The organism is Xanthomonas nasturtii, assembly GCF_023337365.3.
Classification (GTDB): Bacteria; Pseudomonadota; Gammaproteobacteria; order Xanthomonadales; family Xanthomonadaceae; genus Xanthomonas; species Xanthomonas nasturtii.
In genome coordinates this window covers 1,813,848-1,831,179 of sequence record NZ_CP142084.2, presented here as the reverse complement: position 1 = coordinate 1,831,179, position 17,332 = coordinate 1,813,848, and the positions used below count along the sequence as shown (strand labels likewise).

The 17,332-nt window shown below is 67.4% G+C and carries 15 protein-coding genes and 1 pseudogene; 7 read left to right on the top strand and 9 right to left on the bottom strand.

The window, feature by feature from the left end; translation table 11 throughout:
• The first annotated feature begins 150 nt into the window (after positions 1–150).
• The 7 genes from M3O59_RS08030 to M3O59_RS08000 all read left to right on the top strand — a co-directional run bounded on the left by M3O59_RS08030 (position 151) and on the right by M3O59_RS08000 (position 9,300).
• Positions 151–699, top strand: coding sequence for a 3-hydroxyanthranilate 3,4-dioxygenase (locus M3O59_RS08030; RefSeq protein ID WP_064634814.1), 549 nt, complete (start codon positions 151–153; stop codon positions 697–699).
• A 361-nt stretch (positions 700–1,060) separates the two neighbouring features.
• Positions 1,061–3,190 carry an FUSC family protein gene (locus M3O59_RS08025; RefSeq protein ID WP_116905275.1) on the top strand — a complete coding sequence of 710 codons (2,130 nt, stop codon included), beginning with the start codon at positions 1,061–1,063 and terminating at the stop codon, positions 3,188–3,190.
• A 33-nt stretch (positions 3,191–3,223) separates the two neighbouring features.
• The gene (kynU, locus tag M3O59_RS08020; RefSeq protein ID WP_249046919.1) at positions 3,224–4,495 is read left to right on the top strand and encodes a kynureninase; all 1,272 of its coding nucleotides are present in this window, start codon (positions 3,224–3,226) and stop codon (positions 4,493–4,495) included.
• Between the two features lie 320 nt (positions 4,496–4,815).
• Entirely contained in the window at positions 4,816–6,183 is a 1,368-nt protein-coding gene (locus M3O59_RS08015; protein WP_249046920.1) for an FAD-dependent oxidoreductase, read from the top strand.
• A 297-nt stretch (positions 6,184–6,480) separates the two neighbouring features.
• A complete protein-coding gene (sbcB, locus tag M3O59_RS08010; protein WP_249046921.1) occupies positions 6,481–7,926 on the top strand; it encodes an exodeoxyribonuclease I in 1,446 nt (481 codons plus the stop codon).
• Positions 7,923–8,609 (top strand): DUF2461 domain-containing protein, encoded by a 687-nt coding sequence (locus tag M3O59_RS08005; protein WP_116905279.1) that lies wholly within the window; start codon positions 7,923–7,925, stop codon positions 8,607–8,609. Before sbcB ends, M3O59_RS08005 begins: the two co-directional genes overlap by 4 nt.
• 124 nt (positions 8,610–8,733) lie before the next feature.
• Positions 8,734–9,300, top strand: a complete 567-nt coding sequence (locus M3O59_RS08000) for a DUF2939 domain-containing protein (protein ID WP_064634854.1) — start codon at positions 8,734–8,736, stop codon at positions 9,298–9,300.
• Positions 9,301–9,334: 34 nt separating this feature from the next.
• On the opposite strand, the gene M3O59_RS07995 is transcribed toward M3O59_RS08000, so the two are convergent.
• From M3O59_RS07995 to M3O59_RS07955, 9 genes and pseudogenes are all read right to left on the bottom strand, one after another.
• Entirely contained in the window at positions 9,335–10,078 is a 744-nt protein-coding gene (locus M3O59_RS07995) for a spermine/spermidine synthase domain-containing protein (RefSeq protein WP_064634809.1), read from the bottom strand.
• Positions 10,075–11,040, bottom strand: a complete 966-nt coding sequence (locus M3O59_RS07990) for a 5'-nucleotidase (protein WP_064634808.1) — start codon at positions 11,038–11,040, stop codon at positions 10,075–10,077. Before M3O59_RS07990 ends, M3O59_RS07995 begins: the two co-directional genes overlap by 4 nt.
• Before the next feature lie 174 nt (positions 11,041–11,214).
• Entirely contained in the window at positions 11,215–11,991 is a 777-nt protein-coding gene (locus M3O59_RS07985) for an NAD kinase (RefSeq protein WP_116905280.1), read from the bottom strand.
• A gap of 157 nt (positions 11,992–12,148) precedes the next feature.
• Entirely contained in the window at positions 12,149–14,284 is a 2,136-nt protein-coding gene (gene rlmKL / locus M3O59_RS07980) for a bifunctional 23S rRNA (guanine(2069)-N(7))-methyltransferase RlmK/23S rRNA (guanine(2445)-N(2))-methyltransferase RlmL (RefSeq protein WP_116905281.1), read from the bottom strand.
• Complete coding sequence (locus M3O59_RS07975) at positions 14,281–14,472, bottom strand: hypothetical protein (RefSeq protein ID WP_082925879.1); 192 nt, start codon at positions 14,470–14,472, stop codon at positions 14,281–14,283. Before M3O59_RS07975 ends, rlmKL begins: the two co-directional genes overlap by 4 nt.
• Positions 14,451–15,455 (bottom strand): annotated as a pseudogene (locus M3O59_RS07970) (ATP-binding cassette domain-containing protein); the annotation flags it as partial. The gene M3O59_RS07975 and the pseudogene M3O59_RS07970, both read right to left, overlap by 22 nt.
• Positions 15,456–15,741: 286 nt before the next feature.
• Positions 15,742–16,248: a GNAT family N-acetyltransferase gene (locus M3O59_RS07965; protein WP_116905283.1), complete on the bottom strand. Its 507-nt coding sequence runs from the start codon at positions 16,246–16,248 to the stop codon at positions 15,742–15,744.
• A gap of 52 nt (positions 16,249–16,300) precedes the next feature.
• Positions 16,301–16,828 carry a YqiA/YcfP family alpha/beta fold hydrolase gene (locus M3O59_RS07960; protein WP_116905284.1) on the bottom strand — a complete coding sequence of 176 codons (528 nt, stop codon included), beginning with the start codon at positions 16,826–16,828 and terminating at the stop codon, positions 16,301–16,303.
• Positions 16,825–17,316: an MOSC domain-containing protein gene (locus tag M3O59_RS07955; protein ID WP_064634802.1), complete on the bottom strand. Its 492-nt coding sequence runs from the start codon at positions 17,314–17,316 to the stop codon at positions 16,825–16,827. The genes M3O59_RS07960 and M3O59_RS07955 overlap by 4 nt, the downstream gene beginning before the upstream one ends.
• Positions 17,317–17,332: the final 16 nt, after the last annotated feature.

The following is a 17,332-nucleotide window of genomic DNA, read 5'->3' as shown; positions in this document are numbered from 1 at the left end:
CCCGCGGCACTGCCGCATCAGGCTCTTGCCGCATCAGGTGCCGGTCACGTCCGCCCAGCGCGCGCGTGACACGGGGTGGGTCGTTCGCGGCGGCGCCCATCGGCGCCGTCGCTTGGCTATGCTGGGCGTCTTCCATATCGAGAACCGTCGATGCTGGTCCCACCGATCAACCTGCATGCCTGGATCGAGCAACACCGCCACCTGCTCAAGCCGCCGGTGGGCAACAAGTGCATCCAGCAGGATGGCTTCATCATCATGATTGTGGGTGGGCCGAACGCGCGCACCGACTATCACTACGACGAAGGCCCGGAGTGGTTCTTCCAGCTCGAAGGCGAGATGGTGTTGAAGGTGCAGGACGACGGCGTGGCGCGCGACATCCCGATCCGGGCCGGCGAGATCTTTCTGCTGCCGCCCAAGGTGGCGCATTCGCCGCAACGCGCTGCCGGCTCGATCGGGCTGGTGATCGAACGCGAGCGTTTGCCCGGCGAGCAGGACGGCCTGCAGTGGTATTGCCCGCAGTGCAATCACAGGTTGTATGAGGCGATGTTTCCGTTGCAAAACATCGAAACCGACTTTCCTCCGGTGTTCGATCATTTCTACCGTTCGCTCGCACTGCGCACTTGTTCGCAGTGCGGGCACCTGCATCCAGCGCCTGAGCGTTATGCCGCGACCGAAAGACAAGGTGGCAGCGGCATGTGATTGCGGCGAATACCGGTAGCGCGATGTCCGTGATCGCTCGTACGGAAACTCTGGTTTTAGCCGCGTTTGCCGAGCTTGCGTGCGTCAGCAGCGCTGCGTCTGCGTATCCGAGAAGTCCGCAGTTTCGCTCGTACCCTTGCCCCAACTCCCGCTTCGCGCCCCTGCCCGCACTTGCGCCACGGGCGCTCCAAGGCAGGCGCGCCCGTGGCACGCAATCCGTGCCTTCTCGCCCCGATGGAAGAGGGGCAATGATCCATCTGACACCAGGCGCCGCAGATCGCATCGTGGATCTGTCGATGCAGGCTGCTTCCGGTGATCGCGCGCAGTGGATGCGCCAATGGCATGCGTTGAAACCCGCATCATGCTGCGCGCACTGATCGACCTCAAACCGCGCGATGTGCCTTTGCGCGTGGCGCTGCGCAACACCGCTGCGGTGGTCCTGCCGCTGGCGATCGGCGTTGCCACAGGGCATGTGTCCGCCGGCCTGGCCGTGTGCAGTGGCGCGCTCAACACCATGTTCTCCGACCAGCCCGGGCCGTATCGCGCACGCCTGCAGCGCATGCTGATGGCGGCGCTGGCGGCCGGACTGGCGGCATTGCTGGGCATCTGGGTCGGCCACAACACCCCGGCACTGGTGCTGGCCGGCCTGTTGCTTGGCCTGGGCGGCGGCTTGCTGGTGGCGCTCGGCCCGGTGGCCGCGCGGATCGGCCTGACCAGCATGATCCTGCTGGTGGTCAGCGCCGACATGCGGCTGCCGGTGCAGCAGGCGCCCGGCGTGGCGGCGTTGATCTTCGCCGGCGGCCTGCTGCAGGTGTTGCTGGCGCTGGCGGCCTGGCCACTGCAGCGCTATCGCCCGGAGCGCTTTGCGTTGGCGGAGTTGATGCGCCAGCTGGCCGGCATCGCGCGGCAGCGCCCGGAAGCCAGCGCAGCGCCGCCTGCCACGCAGGAAGTGCTCGAAGCGATGGTGATGCTGCACGGCGAACATCGCTCGCGCGCAATTGCGGTGCAGAGCTTTCGCATCATCGCCGAGCTGTGCGACCGCATAAGGCTGGAGCTGCTGTCGCTGGCCGATGCCGACACCCGCCTGACCGACTCGCAGGCACGCCCGGCCATCGAACGCGTGCTGCAACGCAGCGCCATCGTGCTGGAGCAACTCGCGCATGCGATGACCATAGGCGAAGACCCGGTGGCAGCCAATGCCTCGATGACCGGCTTCGACGATCTGGTCGGTGCGTTGGCGCAGTTTCGGCACGACAACGCCGATACCCGCGAACGCCGGTTGGTGCGCGTGGCGGTGGCGCGCGCGCACGGCCTGGGCGGCCAGTTGCGTGCGCTGATCCGCAACGCGCACTGGGCCAGCAGCCGCGGCGAAATCCAGGCGCAACTGGCCGAAGCGCGCCTGCCGGCGGCACTGCGCCCTGCCGCAACCTGGGCCACCTTGCGCGCAAATCTGGATCTGTCGTCGGTCGCCTTCCGGCACGCCTTGCGCTGCGGCGTGTGCCTGGCGTTGGCCATCGCCTTCCAGCGCTGGCAACAGATTCCGCATGGCTTCTGGATTCCGATGACCACCGCGATCGTGCTCAAGCCGGATTTCGGCGGCACCTTCAGCTTCGGCGCATTGCGCGTGGCCGGCACCTTCGTTGGGTTGCTGGTGGCCACCTTGCTCGCGCATCTGGCCATGGACGGGGCCAGCATCCGCATGGCCTTGCTGGCGCTGTTTTGCCTTGGGTTTCGGTTGCTGACGCAGGTGAACTACGGCATCGGCGTGGCGTTTCTGACCGGCATGCTGGTGTTGCTGCTGTCATTGGAAGGCGTATCGCCGGGCGAGGCGGTCGGCGCGCGCCTGCAGGCCACCGTGGCCGGTAGCGCACTGGCGTTGATCGCCTACGCGCTGTGGCCGACGCGCGAACGCCGGCATATCCGCGCCTCGCTGGCGCAACTGCTCAGCGCGTACCGCGACCATCTGCGCCACCTGTTACTTGGTCAGATGGATGGCCTGAGCGATAGCCGTGCCGCCGCGCGGGTGGCGCGCACCAATGCGCAGGCGTCGATCGAGCGGTTGCGTGGCGAGCCGCGCAGCCGGCGCAATCTGCAGGAACTCAAACTGGCCGAATCGCTGCTGGCCAATGGCAACCGCCTGATCCGCGCCAGCTTGGTGCTGGAAGCGGTGCTGCGCGATGGCCACCCGCTCCCCCCGCTGGAGGCGTTGCCCGCATTCGCGCAGCAGGCCGACCAGGCGCTGTCGGAGCTGATCGATTGCCTGCGCAACGGCGGCATTCCTGCTGCGTCCACCTTGCGCAATGCCGAGCGCCAGCTTTCCGATGCGCTGGCCGCATTGCCCGACACCTCGCCGACCACCGCTGCGCTGGCCGACACCATCGACCGCGTCACCGACAGCATCGGCACGCTCACCCACCTGTTGCGCCCTGCCCGAGCGGCCTCGGCCGAGGCGCCAGCTGCGCATGCGGGCGCGCACGGTGCCGGCGGGTAAACTGCCGCCCTGATCCGTGTTGCGAGCCCGACGATGACCGACCTGCTGTCCCGCGCCCATGCCGATGCACTGGACGCCGCCGACCCGCTGCGCAGCCTGCGCGATAGCTTCGTGTTCCCGCAGCACGCCGGCCAGGATCAGACCTATTTCGTCGGCAATTCGCTCGGCCTGCAGCCGCGCGCCGCGCGCGCGATGGTGGCCGAGGTGCTCGACCAGTGGGGCGCGCTGGCGGTGGAAGGCCACTTCACCGGCCCCACCCAGTGGCTGACCTATCACCAGCTGGTGCGCGACGCGCTGGCCCGCGTGGTGGGGGCACACCCCGGCGAAGTGGTGGCGATGAACACCCTCAGCGTCAACCTGCATCTGATGATGGCCAGCTTCTATCGCCCCACGCCCGAACGCGGTGCGATCCTGATCGAGGCCGGTGCATTTCCATCCGATCGCCATGCGGTGGAATCGCAACTGCGGCTGCACGGGCTGGATCCGGCCACGCAGTTGATCGAAGTGGAGGCCGACGAACCCAACGGCACGGTGTCGATGACAGCGATTGCCGCGGCCATCGCGCAGCGTGGGCCGCGTCTGGCGTTGGTGCTGTGGCCCGGCATCCAGTACCGCACCGGGCAGGCCTTCGACCTGGCCGAGATCGTGCGGCTGGCGCGCGCGCAGGGCGCGGCGGTGGGTTTCGATCTGGCGCATGCGGTGGGCAATATCCCGCTCACCCTGCACGACGATGGCGTCGATTTCGCGGTGTGGTGCCACTACAAATATCTCAACGCCGGCCCCGGCGCGGTGGGCGGGTGCTTCGTGCACGCGCGGCATGCCAGCAGCGACCTGCCGCGCATGGCCGGCTGGTGGGGACACGAGCAGCAGACCCGCTTCCGCATGGATCCGCAGTTCGTGCCCTCGCCCGGTGCCGAAGGCTGGCAGCTGAGCAACCCGCCGGTGCTGGCGCTGGCCCCGCTGCGCGCGTCGCTGGATCTGTTCGACCAGGCCGGCATGGCCGCGCTACGCGCCAAATCCGAACAGCTCACCGGGCATCTGGAACAGCTGATCCACGCGCGCCTGACGCAGGTATTGCAGATCGTCACCCCGGCCGAACCGGCGCGACGCGGTTGCCAGCTGTCGTTGCGGGTGGCTGGCGGACGCACGCAGGGCCGCTCGCTGTTCGAGCATCTGCACGCAGCCGGCGTGCTTGGCGACTGGCGCGAACCGGACGTGATCCGCATTGCGCCGGTGCCTCTGTACAACCGCTTCAGCGATCTGCACCGGTTCGTGGAACAGGTGGAACGCTGGGCTGCCGCTTGAAGCAACTCACCACTGAGTGCGCTCATCGCCACGCGGACATGGCCAGTCGCCGGCATCGGCATGGACCGGTCGTCCACTGACGCTGCCGAGCGCGCCGTCCACGCCTGCCTGACGAGGTCTTACTGCAGTTTGCGCTGTGCGCCTGAACATGCGCGGCACGGACTGTGCCATCCAACGGCGGCGCGCCTGTAGGGATTCGACACGCACCCGACGTACACTTCCAGCCCGCTCCTCGCTGAAAGCGCTGCGCGCCTGACGCTAGCCGCTCCACGTTCTCCATCTCCGCCGGCACCTGCGTCCGGCCGCTGCCGGACATTGCATTGAGCCCAGTTTCCCCGCGTTCCCTGACCTTGATCGGCGCCGGTCTGGCCGGTTGCCTGCTGGCCATCCTGCTGTCGCGTCGCGGCTGGCAGGTCACCGTGTACGAACGGCGTGGCGACCCCCGCATCAAGGGCTACGAGTCCGGCCGCTCGATCAATCTGGCGCTGGCCGAACGTGGCCGACATGCGCTGCGCCAGGCCGGCGCCGAAGAGGCAGTGATGGCCAAGGCGGTGATGATGCGCGGGCGCATGGTGCACCCGGTGGGCGGAGCGCCGCAGCTGCAACGCTACGGCCGCGACGACAGCGAGGTGATCTGGTCGATCCATCGCGCCGCGTTGAATGTCGCGCTGCTGGACCTGGCCGAACAGGCCGGAGCACGCGTGCATTTCTATCGCCGCCTGCACACGGTCGATTTCGACGCCGGCTACGCGCGCTTCATCGACGACCGCGACGACCAGCCGCACGAAATCCACTTCCAGAGCCTGATCGGCAGCGATGGCGCCGGCTCTGCACTGCGCGCGGCGATGCAGCGCAAATCGCCACTGGGCGAGCGCACTGAATTTCTGGATCATTCGTACAAGGAACTGGAAATTCCGCCACTGCCCGGCGGCGGCTTCCGCATCGAAGGCAATGCGCTGCACATCTGGCCGCGCGGGCGCTATATGTGCATCGCGCTGCCCAACGATGGCGGCACCTTCACCGTCACCCTGTTTTTGCCCAACGCCGGCGAGCCGAGCTTTGCCACCACACGTACCGGCGATGAGGCATTGGCGTTGTTCGCGCGCGATTTTCCCGATGCGTTGCCGCTGATTCCGCAGCTCAAGGAACATTGGGAAGAGCATCCGCCCGGGCTGCTCGGCACCCTGACCCTGGACCGCTGGCATCTGGATGGCCGGGCCCTGCTGATCGGCGATGCCGCGCACGCGATGGTGCCGTTCCACGGCCAGGGCATGAATTGCGCCTTCGAAGATTGCGTGGCGCTGGCGGATCAGCTGGATGCGCACGACGACCTCGCCAGCGCGTTCGCCGCGTTCGCCGCTGCGCGCCGCGACGATGCGGCGGCAATCCAGCAGATGGCGCTGGAGAACTACCTGGAAATGCGCGACCGCGTCGACGACCCCGACTTCCTGCTGCAGCGCGAACTCGAACAGCAGCTGCAGGCGCGCTGGCCCACCCGCTTCGTGCCGCATTACACCATGGTGACGTTCCTGCGCACGCGCTATTCGATTGCGCTGGCGCGCAGCGACATCCAGCGCGAGATTCTGGTCGAGGCCACACGCGGGCACAGCGACCTGTCGCGCATCGACTGGGCAGCGCTGGAAGCGATCGTGCATGCGCGCCTGGAGCCGCTGGAGGGCGCGCACTGATGGCTGCGTCGGCTGTGGCCGCTGGCATCAACGTCTGCGCTGCGGACGGTGACGGCGCGGTGGCGTGGTCGGTGTGCTGATGGATGTCTCACCGGCGCGGTGTCGGCAGCTGCCGGACACGTGCAAGTGCGCTGTGCATGGCAGGCAGCTGAATCCAGACATTGCACGCGCACCGCCCACCGGCGCAGCTAGACCCTTCTCACAGCCGCGCCTCAGCGTGCCGGCGCTGCGATGAGGGATACTAGCGGCACCGGCAGCGCGTACGCCGTGCGCTGCGCATCTGGATCCCGCACCCGCATGCCTGACAGTTTTCTCTTCTACGACCTGGAAACCTTCGGCCAGGATCCGCGCCACACCCGCATTGCGCAGTTCGCCGCGGTGCGGACCGACGCGCAGCTGCGCGTGATCGAAGAACCGATCAGCTTCTTCGTGCAGCCGGCCGACGATCTGCTGCCCTCGCCCTACGCCACCATGGTCACCGGCATCACCCCGCAACACGCACTGCGCGAAGGCGTGAGCGAAGCCGAAGCGTTCGCGCGCATCGCCGAGCAGATGAGCCGGCCGCAGACCTGCACACTGGGCTACAACTCGATCCGCTTCGACGACGAGTTCGTGCGCTGCGGCCTGTTCCGCAATTTCTACGACCCCTACGAGCGCGAGTGGCGCGGCGGCAATTCGCGCTGGGATCTGCTGGATGTGCTGCGGCTGGTGCATGCGCTGCGCCCGGACGGCATCGTCTGGCCGCAGCGCGAAGACGGCGCCACCTCGTTCAAGCTGGAGCACCTGGCCAACGCCAACGACGTGCGCGAAGGCGATGCGCATGAAGCGCTGTCGGACGTGTACGCCACCATCGGCATGGCGCGCAAATTTCAGCAGCATCAGCCAAAACTGTGGGACTACGCGCTGCGCCTGCGCGACAAGCGCTTTGCCGCCACGTTGCTGGATGTCATTGCGATGGAGCCGGTGCTGCATGTGTCGCAACGTTACCCGGCATCGCGCCTGTGCGCCGCTGCGGTGTTGCCGCTGACGCGGCATCCGCGCATCGACAGCCGCGTGATCGTGTTCGATCTGGACGGCGACCCGGAAGTGCTGTTGCGGCTGAGCCCCGACGAGATTGCCGACCGGCTGTATGTCCGCGCGGCAGATTTGCCCGAAGGCGAGCAGCGCATCCCGCTGAAAGAAGTGCATTTGAACAAGTCGCCCGCGCTGGTGGCCTGGCAACACCTGCGCGCGGCGGATTTTCAGCGCCTGGGTGTCGATCACGACGCGGTCGTGGCCAAGGCAGCGCGGTTGCGTGAGCTTGGCCCGGCGCTGGCCGAGAAAGTGCGCCAGGTCTACGGCAACGAGCGTGCGGCGGCAGCGGCGGTCAACGATGCCGACGCCTCGCTCTACGATGGATTTCTGGCCGAAGGCGACAAGCGTCTACTTGCGCAGGTGCGGGCCAGCGCGCCGGCCGAATTGGGTGCGCTGGAAGCGCGTTTCCGCGACCCGCGCCTGGTCGAGCTGCTGTTCCGCTACCGCGCCCGCAACTGGCCGCAGACGCTGTCGTTCGACGAGCAAGAGCGCTGGAATGGGTACCGCCGCCAGCGCCTGCTCGAAGACCGTGGCCTGGGCGAAGTCACCCTGGACCAGTACAACGCGCAGATTGCGGATTTACGGCTTGCTCACCCCGACGATGCTACCAAGCAAGCCCTACTCGACCAGCTCGCCGCCTGGGGTTCGGACCTCCAACGCACGCTATGACCACCTACTTTTCCGACGCCAGCTTCAAGTTCCTGCGCGCCCTGGCCCGCCACAACGACAAGACCTGGTTCAACGACCACCGGCATCAGTACGAAGCGCATGTGCGCCAGCCGTTTCTGCAGCTGATCACCGACCTGCAGCCGGCGTTGGCGCAGGTTAGCGAACACTATCGCGCCGATCCCAAGACCCAGGGCGGATCGCTGTTTCGCATCTATCGCGATGCGCGCTTTTCCAACGACAAATCGCCGTACAAGAACTGGCAGGGCGCGCGCCTGTTTCACGAGCGTCGCCGCCAGATGCCGGCGCCGTCGTTCTATATCCATCTGCAGCCGGGCGAAAGTTTTGTCGGCGCCGGTCTGTGGCACCCGGAGCCGGACACGCAGCGCAAGCTGCGCCAGTTCATTTTCGACAACCCCGGCAGCTGGAAAGCCGCCGCGCACGACCCGAAGTTGCTGCGCAAGTTCACTCTGGACGACAGTGAAAAGCTGGTGCGCGCACCGCGTGGATTCCCTAACGATTTCGAGTTCATCGACGATCTCAAGCACCGCAACTGGGCGTATCTGCGGCAGCTCGACGACAGCCTGATGACCGGGCCGCGGCTGCGCCAGACCATCGAAGCGGACCTGCTGATCCTGGCACCGTTCGTCGACTACCTGTGCGCGGCCCTGGATCTGGAATTTTGACGACACGCCCGGCGCGCGCGCCCTGCAGTGCTGCGCCACTCAAGCGTGTGCCGCGGCGGCGTTACCTGGTACGTACATGCGTCGCAATGACGCGCTCAACGCCAACCGCAATGGAGTGCGCACGATGAAGAAGCGTTGGTTGCTGCTGCCGGTGCTGGTCATCGTGCTGCTGGCCGGCTACGTCGTGGCCGGGCCGTATCTGGCCATCCGCGGCATCAGCGCGGCGGTGTCCGAGCGCGATGCCGCGCAGCTGGAGCGGTACGTTGATTTCCCCAGCCTGCGCGTCAACCTCAAGGCACAGCTAGACGACTATCTGGTTCGTCAGGCCGGCAGCAGTATGCAATCCAGTCTGCTCGGCGGATTCGCCCTGCAACTTGCCAGCGGCATCAGCGGCGCCGGCGTGGATACCCTGGTGACGCCGCTCGGCATCGGCGCGCTGCTACAAGGCCACAGCGTCTGGAACCGCGTCACCGGCGACACCGTCAGCGCCGACACCTATGCCGCACCGGCGCCGGCGCGGCCACTGCAAGGCGCCGAACAACGTTTCGAATCCACCCGCCGTTTCACTGCGACCACCCACACCGCCACCGGCGCACCGGTGGTGTTCGTGCTGACCCGGGAAGGCCTGCGCTGGCGGCTGACCGATATCCGCTTGCCATTGGCAGCTGCACAAGCCGGGCAGGCACGCTAACGCTGCAGCCACCAGCCGCGCGCAAAACACCCGCTCACGAAAACCGCCAGGCGCGCTCCATCCAGGCGGCTTGCAGGCGCAGCATCGCCGGCCGCAACTGCCGGCGTGCCGACCATGCCAGGCCGGCCAGCGCTTCGTCCGGCGGTCCTGGCGTGCGTCTGCCATTCCAGGCGAACACCACCTGATTGCGCAGATCCACCTCGGGCAACACCAGCACCAGGCCGTCGAACAGCGCGCGCAGCTGCGCCAGAGGCTCGGCCAGCGGCACCTGGAACAGATTGAACGCCAGCACCCCACCCGGGGTGAGCGCCGCGCGACAATCGGCGTAGAACGCGGGCGTCTGCAGCGCCGCCGGAATGCCATCGGCGTCGTAGGCATCCAGGAGCAGGATGTCGTAGCGTCCCGCCCGCGATGCGATCCAGTCCGCGCCATCGGCGTGCGTGACCTCCAGCCGCGCGTCGTCGGGCGGCACACCGAATGCCTCGCGCAGCGCGAGCACCTGCGCATCGGCATCCACTGCCTCGATGCGGGCACCGCGCAGATACCGGTGGCAAAACCTGGCCTGCGCGCCGCCGCCAAAACCAATGATGCCGATGCGCTGCGGGCGCGGCTGCAGCCACAGCGCCGCCAGCATGCTGCAGGTGTACGGCAGCAACAGCCGATGCGGCGCCCAGCGCGACATCCGCGTCTGCACGGTGTCTTCGGCGAACGACAGTTCCCGCGTGCGCCAGCTCAGACGCAACGCGGCGCGCCCCGGCGTGCGCGGCGCGTCACTCATGCAGGCGGCGGATCGTTGGCCACGCCGTGCGGCACATGCCCGGCAGCCACGTGCTGATGTTGGCGGGCACTGTCGATGTTGTGCTGCGAATCGTCGAAGAAGATATCCGCGCCAAACGCCTCCAGAAACGGCCCCTTGTGCCGCCCGCCGAGGAAGAGCGCCTCGTCCAGACGCACGCCCCACTCGCGCAAGGTGCGAATCACCCGCTCATGCGCCGGTGCCGAGCGCGCCGTCACCAGCGCAGTGCGGATCGGCGAGGCCTCACCGGGCGGAAACGCCGCCTGCAAGGTGTGCAGCGCCGACAGAAAATTGCGGAACGGCCCCACCGACAACGGCTCGCGTGCGCGTTCGCGCTCATGACGGCCGAACGCTTCCACGCCCTGCTCGCGCGAGATGCGTTCGCTCTCGTCGCCGAAAATCACCGCATCGCCGTCGAAGGCGATACGTAGCTGTGTGGGCAGACGGCTTTCGTCGTTGTCCACGATTGCCGCGGCAGCTTCGGCGCGTTCGCCCGGTGCGCGCGGCATGATGGTCGCTGCGGCAATGCCATGGCTCAGCGCGCGCCGCACCGATTCCGGATTGGCCGACAGGAACAGATCGGTACCGAATGGCTTCACGTACGGCCAGGTCGGCTCGCCCGAAGTGAACGTGGCACGCACGATGCCCAGGTTGTAATGCTGGATCGAGTTGAAGATGCGCAGCCCGGTATCGGCGGAATTCCGCGAGAGCAGGATGACTTCCACGCGCGGCGCGTCTTCGGGCACATCGTGATTGAGCGCCAGCAGCTTGCGCACCACCGGGAACGCGACGCCGGGCTCAAGAATGTCGTCCTCATGCTCGCGCTGGAACGCCGAATACGCCTCCACCCCATCGGCCTCGAACAGCGCATGGCCTTCTTCCAGATCGAACAGGGCGCGCGAGGTCACCGCGACGGTCAATAATCTTGGGGAGTTGTCGGGCATTGGGGGGCCGGAAATGGAGAATCGGGAATGGGGAATGGGTTGAAGCAGAAACGGCAGATCGGGATGCGATCAGCCATCCACGCGGCATCGTAGCGCGTGTGCGCAGTTCTCAAGACTACCTGCCGATCTTCTGCCTTCGCCAATCGCAAATCCCCACTGTCCAATCCCCGCACCTCACACCGCAAACTGCTCGCTGAAGATGCGCTCTTCCAGGTTGTGTTCGGGGTCGAACAACAACGTGACCTGGCGTTGCGTGGATTCGCGGATGGTCACTTCCACCACGTCGCGGATTTCGTGCGAATCGGCAGTGACACTGACCGGGCGCTTGTATGGGTCGAGCACGCGGAAACGCACTTCGGTATCGGCCTTGAGGATGGCGCCGCGCCAGCGGCGCGGGCGGTACGGTGCGATCGGCGTCAGCGCCAGCGTGTGCGAGCCCAGCGGCAGGATCGGCCCGTGCGCCGAATAGTTGTACGCAGTGCTGCCGGCCGGCGTGGCCACCATCACCCCGTCGCCGATCAACTCGGCAATGCGGGTCTGGCCGTTGAGATCCACGCTCAGATGCGCGGCCTGACGGGTCTGCCGCAACAGCGAGACCTCGTTGTAGGCCAGCGAGCGGGCACTGGCGCCGGATTCGGTCTGCACCTGCATCTCCAGCGGGCGCAGATACGCCGGCTCGGCACGCTGCAGGCGCTCCAGCAGGTCGTCCTCGTCGTCGCGGTACTGATTCATCAGGAAGCCGACCGAGCCCAGCTTCATGCCGAACACCGGCTTGTCGGAGGCGCCATGCCGGTGCAGCGTCTGCAGCATGAATCCGTCGCCACCCAGCGCGCAGACAATGTCGGCGCTGTCCAGCGCGTGGTCGCCATAGCGCTGCACGAGACGTGCGCGCGCGGTCACCGCCGGCTCGGCGGGGCTGGCAAGAAAGGCGATGCGAGGTGGTGCGGTCATCGTTGACTCCAAAGCATGCGAATCAGCATACCGCAGCCCTGTGCCGGGCTTGTTGCGATCCTCCCCTGCCCTCGCACACGCGGCCGCGCCCGGCAATCGTGCTTGCCGGCAACGTCGCTGCGGCAAGCAGCACTCCATCGGACGCAGCCGGCTGCACTCAGGCCGTCAACCGCCAGGCACGGTGAATCCGCGCATGCCGCTCGAAATCCGGGTCGATGGTGCGCGGGCTGATCTCCTCGCACTGCGCGAACTCGGCCACTGCTTCCTCGTCCAGCTTGAAGCGGCGGAAGTTGTTGGAGAAATACAGCACGCCGCCCGGCGCCAACCGCGCCACTGCCGCACGCAGCAGGCGCACGTGTTCGCGCTGGATATCGAAATCTTCCGCACGCGCAGAGTTGGAGAAGGTCGGCGGGTCGCAGAAGATCACATCGAAATGCGCGCGTTCGGCTTCCAGCCACGCCAGTGCATCGGCCTGCACCAACTGGTGCTTGCTGCCGGCCTGCCCGTTCAACGCCAGATTATCGGCGCACCATTGCAGATAGGTGCCGGACAGATCCACGCTGGTGGTGGAGGCCGCGCCAGCCACCGCCGCTTCCACGCTGGCCACGCCGGTGTAGCAGAACAAATTGAGAAAGCGGCGCCCCTTGGACTGCTGCGCCATGGTGCCGCGCAGCGGGCGATGGTCCAGAAACAGCCCGGTATCCAGATAATCGAACAGATTCACGCGCAGCAACGCGCCGTGTTCGCGCACGTGGACGATTTCGTTGCGCTGTTCGAAACGGCCGTACTTGCTGCCGCCCTTGCCGCGCTCGCGCGACTTCAGCGCAACGCGCTCTGCCGGCACCTCAAACACCTCGCGCGCAGCGGCCAGCAATTCATTGAGACGACGGCGTACATCGGCCTCCGGGATCGTTGCGGGCGCTGCGTATTCCTGCACATGCAGGAAGATGCGCCGGTCGCCATCGGCTTGCTGGTACACATCGATGGCCGCGGAATATTCCGGCAGGTCGGCGTCGTAGGCGCGGAAGCATTCGATGCCTTCGCGCGCGCGCCATTTCTTGAATTTCTGCAGGTTCTTGCGCAAGCGGTTGGCCACCATCTGAGCGCCTTCGCTGAGCGCAGTCGGCGCAGCCAGCGGGCTGCGCCGCGGCACCGCGATCGGGTCGCAGACGATCAGCGCGCACTCGATCGCGCCATTGAACAACTGATATTTCTTGCCCGCGCGCAGGCCGGTGGAATACGCCAGCTCGGCATTGCCGCACAACAGGCTGGCCCGCCACTGCGGCACGGCGCGCTGCAGGGTATCGCCCAGGCGCCGATACAGCGCCGCATCGGCCGCCAGGCGCTCGTCATAGGGCGGATTGCACACCACCACGCCGGTGGCCTGCGGCGGGGTCTGCAGATCGCCCACTTCGCGCACGCCGAACCAGATCGCCTCGGCCACGCCGGCGACTTGCGCATTCTCTTTCGCAGCGCGGATCGCGTGCGGGTCCATGTCGCTGCCGTGAATCACCTGCCTGAGCGCAGCGCGGCCAACGCTGTCGCGTTCGCGCGCTTGGTTGACCAGTTGCTGCCAGTGGTCGCGGTCGAAACCGCGCCAACGGCTGGGCACATCGCTGCCGTAGCGCTGCAGACCCGGCGCGACGTCGGCGGCCATCAACGCGCCTTCGATCAGCAGCGTGCCGCTGCCGCACATCGGGTCCAGCAGGCCGCCGCCATCGGCATAGGCGCGCGTCCAGCCGGCGCGCATCAGCACCGCCGCAGCCAGGTTTTCCTTCAACGGCGCCTCGTTCTGCGCCATGCGCCAGCCGCGCCGATGCAGCGGGCCGCCGCCCAGATCCACCGAAATGGTGGCGCGGCCCTTGCGCAGCGACAGGTTCAGGCGCAGGTCCGGGCTTTCCACATCCACCGACGGGCGCTCCAGCCCCTGCCGGCGCATGGTGTCCACCACGGCGTCCTTGATGCGCTGCGCTGCGTAGCGGGCATGGGTGATGGCGGTACCGGACACATGCGCGTCCACCGACAGCGTGTGCCCCACCGACAGGTGCTCGTCCCATGGCAACTCGGCCACGCCGGCGTACAGCGCGTCTTCGTCCGGGCAATCGAACTCGCTCAGCGGCCACAGCACGCGGCTGGCCAGGCGCGACCACAGCACGGCGCGCTGCGCATCGCGCAGTTCGCCCTCGACATTGACGCCGGAGATGGTGGCGGTGGCCTTGCTGGCGCCGAGCGCGAGCAGCTCGTCGGCAAGCAGGTATTCCAGGCCTTTGGCACAGGATGCGAAGAATTTCACGTAGGCAGGTATCGATAAAGACGCTGGCCGCGGCGGCGAGCGTGGGAGCAGGACAGCGGGCCGGCGCCCTGGTGGGCAATGCCGTGGCCGCCGTGGACGGGCCGCAAATGGTCGGCCATCGCAGCCGGCATTACCAGCCCGGCAGCGGGATCGGCCGCCGCACGGTTCACCACGGCGCCAGCCGCCACTGCGCCTGCGCGGTGTCCAGCCGCTGCTGCAGGCCCAGCCGTTGCAGGAAAGCAGCGTCGTGTGAGGCAACGATCAGCGCACCCTGATAGCCGTACAGCAACGCTTTAATCGCTTCCACCGAGGCCAGATCCAGGTGGTTGGTCGGCTCGTCCAGCAACAGCAGTTGCGCCGGCTGCGCCCGGTACAACGCGCAGGCCAGCGCCGCCTTGAGCCGCTGGCCGCCGCTGAGCAGGTCGGCACGCGCCTGGTCCAGCCCCAGCAGCGCCAGGCGCAGCCGCTGTGCGTGGGCCGGCGCGCCCGGATCTGCATCGCACAGTTGCGCTGCGGCCGAGCGCGCCGGGTCCAGCAGCCCCAGGTCCTGATCCAGATAGGCCACCGGCACCTGCATCTGACAGTGCCCCGCACTTGGTTGCAGGCGCCCTGCCAGCAGTTGCAACAACGCGGACTTGCCGCTGCCATTGGGGCCGACCAGACCGATCCGCGGCTGCCCCTGCAGCAACAGGTCCACGCGCCGCCCGCCCAACCGCACGCCGGCCAGCTCCACCTGCTGCAGCGTGGCCAGACGGCGCGATGCGCCGGTGGGTGCGGTCGGCGCCAGCACGGCAATCGCGCGATCTGCCTCCACCTGCGCTGCGGCCTGCACCACCGCTTCGCTCAGCCGCAGCTGTTCGGCCTGACGTTGCTGCTGCAGCCGCCCCGCGCTGACTTCGCTGCGTTGCTTCTGCCTGCCCAGCAGGATCGACGCTTGATTGGCCTGCCCCGCAGCGCGCGCACCGCGTGCCTGGCGTTGCTGTTGACGCTGCAACTGCTCGCGCAGTGCCTGCTCGCCGCGTGTACGTGCATGTTTGCGTTGGGCCAGCAGATCGGCGGCCGCCTGTTGTTCGATAGCGCGCTGCTGCGCATAAAACGTGTAATTGCCGCCATAGCTGCGCAGCCCCTGCGCGGACAGCTCCAGCATCCGCCGCATCGCGTCGACCAGGCCGGTGGCGCGTTGGTCGATGTGGATAGTCAGATCGGAAAATAGCCGGCTGCCATCGGGCAGCACATACGCAACGCCTTCCAGCGTCAGCGACGGATGGGTCATACGGGTCTCCATTGCATGCCAGCACACGCGCCGATCCAACCGGATCAGCAGCGGGTAAGGCCGTCATCACGACGGCGGCATCAATGGCGCATTGGACCGATCCTCGAAGGGTTACGTGCAACCAGTCTGACCTGCAGCTCCAGCGGCGACATCCGCGCAGCAGACGAGCGCATGCAGGCGGCGCTCAACCCAACCCGAATGCCGGGTGATAAGACACATCGGCCAGCGGCAGCAGACGGTCGCCAAAGGCCAGCGCCTGCAGTTCTGATGCGGGCACATCGGGCAACACCAGGCCGGGTTCGACCGCAAAGCCCAACCGCTTGAAGAACGCCGGCTCGCCCAGCGCCAGGCAACCTGCCGCGCCGCGCTCGCGCAGGCTGGCGAGCGCCGCCTGCACCAGCCGCGTGCCCAGACCCTGTTTTTGGTGCCCAGGCCCCACCGCCAGCGGGCCGAGCGCGAACCAGCCGGGCGAATCGTCGGACAACGTTACCGGCGACACCGCCAGGTGTCCCGCCACATAGCCGTCGTGGTCGGCCACCAGCGACAACACCAGTGCGCCGTCCTGGCGCAAGGCGGCGATCACGTGCTGCTCGTCGTGGCGGCTATGCTCGGCGCGCATGAACGCGACCATCGTCAGGATCTCGATGGCCGCGGCATCGCCATCGGTGGCTTCGCGGATCAAGACGTCCATCGGCAGTCCCACGCGCCACGGCCGGTCGCGCGCATCGGCATCGGCATGCGCATCACAGGCTCTGCAACAGTTCGGCGAACGCGCGGGCCGAAGCGTCGACATGCGATGCCAGGCGATGTTCGTCGTCGACCAGCAACAAGCGTGCGCCGCGCGGTTGCGCCCAGGCGATCACGTCGGCGGCCGGAATCAGTTCGTCGCGCCAGGCATGCACGATCGAGATCGGCACCGGGGCGGCGTCCAGCGCCGGCAGTGGCCCCATCGTGGTGGGCGGCACCATCAGGAACAACGCGCGGGTGGGCACCTGCAACGACACCAACCCGGCGATATACGAGCCCAGGCTCGAGCCGACCAGCACCAACGGCCCCTTGTCGGCGGCCGCACGCGCAATCTCCAGCAGGCGTTGCAGCCGGCCATGCACATCGCCCAGCGTGCTCACCTCGCGGCGTGCATCCAGGTCGGTGTAATCCGGGCGTTCGTGAGTCCAGCCCAGCTGCTCGGCCACCTGCGCCAACGCGGTCACTTTCAGGGCGTCCGGGCCGCTTTCGAAGCCATGCGAGAGGATGCAATGCCCGCGACTCATAGCGCCTGCACCGGATCGCCAATGCGCAGCACGCCACCGCGCAGGACGCGCGCGCACAGCCCGCCATGGCCGCGCATCGCGTTGTAGCCGCCCGCGCCCAAGGCATCTTCCATGCGCGAACACGGGTCGCACGGGTCGGTACCTTCCAGCTCGACCTCGCCGATCCGAAACCGCCGCCCTTTCAGCGCGATCAACGGAATGCCCGACACCACCAGATTGCGCCGCAGCGTGGCCGGCGCGATGGCCGCATGCCCTGCCAGCGCTGCGATCACCGGCAGATGCTCGGCCTGGATCAGGGTCACACCACGCTTGCCGCTGCCGCCCTTGTAGCGGTCTCCCACCAGGCCAATGCCAGTGGTGACCTGCGCTGCATCCACCTCCAGCATCGCCACGTCACGCGCCGGACGCACGCCGATCCAGGTCACCTGACCGGTCTGCGGCAGCGTCGCCATCAATTTGCCCAAAGGGCTGTCGGGATTCAAAGCCATCGTCGAATGCTAGCAT

Coding starts and splice junctions, on each gene's coding strand:
- M3O59_RS08030 (WP_064634814.1), top strand. CDS start 151: ATGCTGGTCCCACCGATCAACCTGCATGCCTGGATCGAGCAACACCGC.
- M3O59_RS08025 (WP_116905275.1), top strand. CDS start 1,061: ATGCTGCGCGCACTGATCGACCTCAAACCGCGCGATGTGCCTTTGCGC.
- kynU (WP_249046919.1), top strand. CDS start 3,224: ATGACCGACCTGCTGTCCCGCGCCCATGCCGATGCACTGGACGCCGCC.
- sbcB (WP_249046921.1), top strand. CDS start 6,481: ATGCCTGACAGTTTTCTCTTCTACGACCTGGAAACCTTCGGCCAGGAT.
- M3O59_RS08005 (WP_116905279.1), top strand. CDS start 7,923: ATGACCACCTACTTTTCCGACGCCAGCTTCAAGTTCCTGCGCGCCCTG.
- M3O59_RS08000 (WP_064634854.1), top strand. CDS start 8,734: ATGAAGAAGCGTTGGTTGCTGCTGCCGGTGCTGGTCATCGTGCTGCTG.
- M3O59_RS07995 (WP_064634809.1), bottom strand. CDS start 10,078: ATGAGTGACGCGCCGCGCACGCCGGGGCGCGCCGCGTTGCGTCTGAGC.
- M3O59_RS07990 (WP_064634808.1), bottom strand. CDS start 11,040: ATGCCCGACAACTCCCCAAGATTATTGACCGTCGCGGTGACCTCGCGC.
- M3O59_RS07985 (WP_116905280.1), bottom strand. CDS start 11,991: ATGACCGCACCACCTCGCATCGCCTTTCTTGCCAGCCCCGCCGAGCCG.
- M3O59_RS07965 (WP_116905283.1), bottom strand. CDS start 16,248: ATGGACGTCTTGATCCGCGAAGCCACCGATGGCGATGCCGCGGCCATC.
- M3O59_RS07960 (WP_116905284.1), bottom strand. CDS start 16,828: ATGAGTCGCGGGCATTGCATCCTCTCGCATGGCTTCGAAAGCGGCCCG.
- M3O59_RS07955 (WP_064634802.1), bottom strand. CDS start 17,316: ATGGCTTTGAATCCCGACAGCCCTTTGGGCAAATTGATGGCGACGCTG.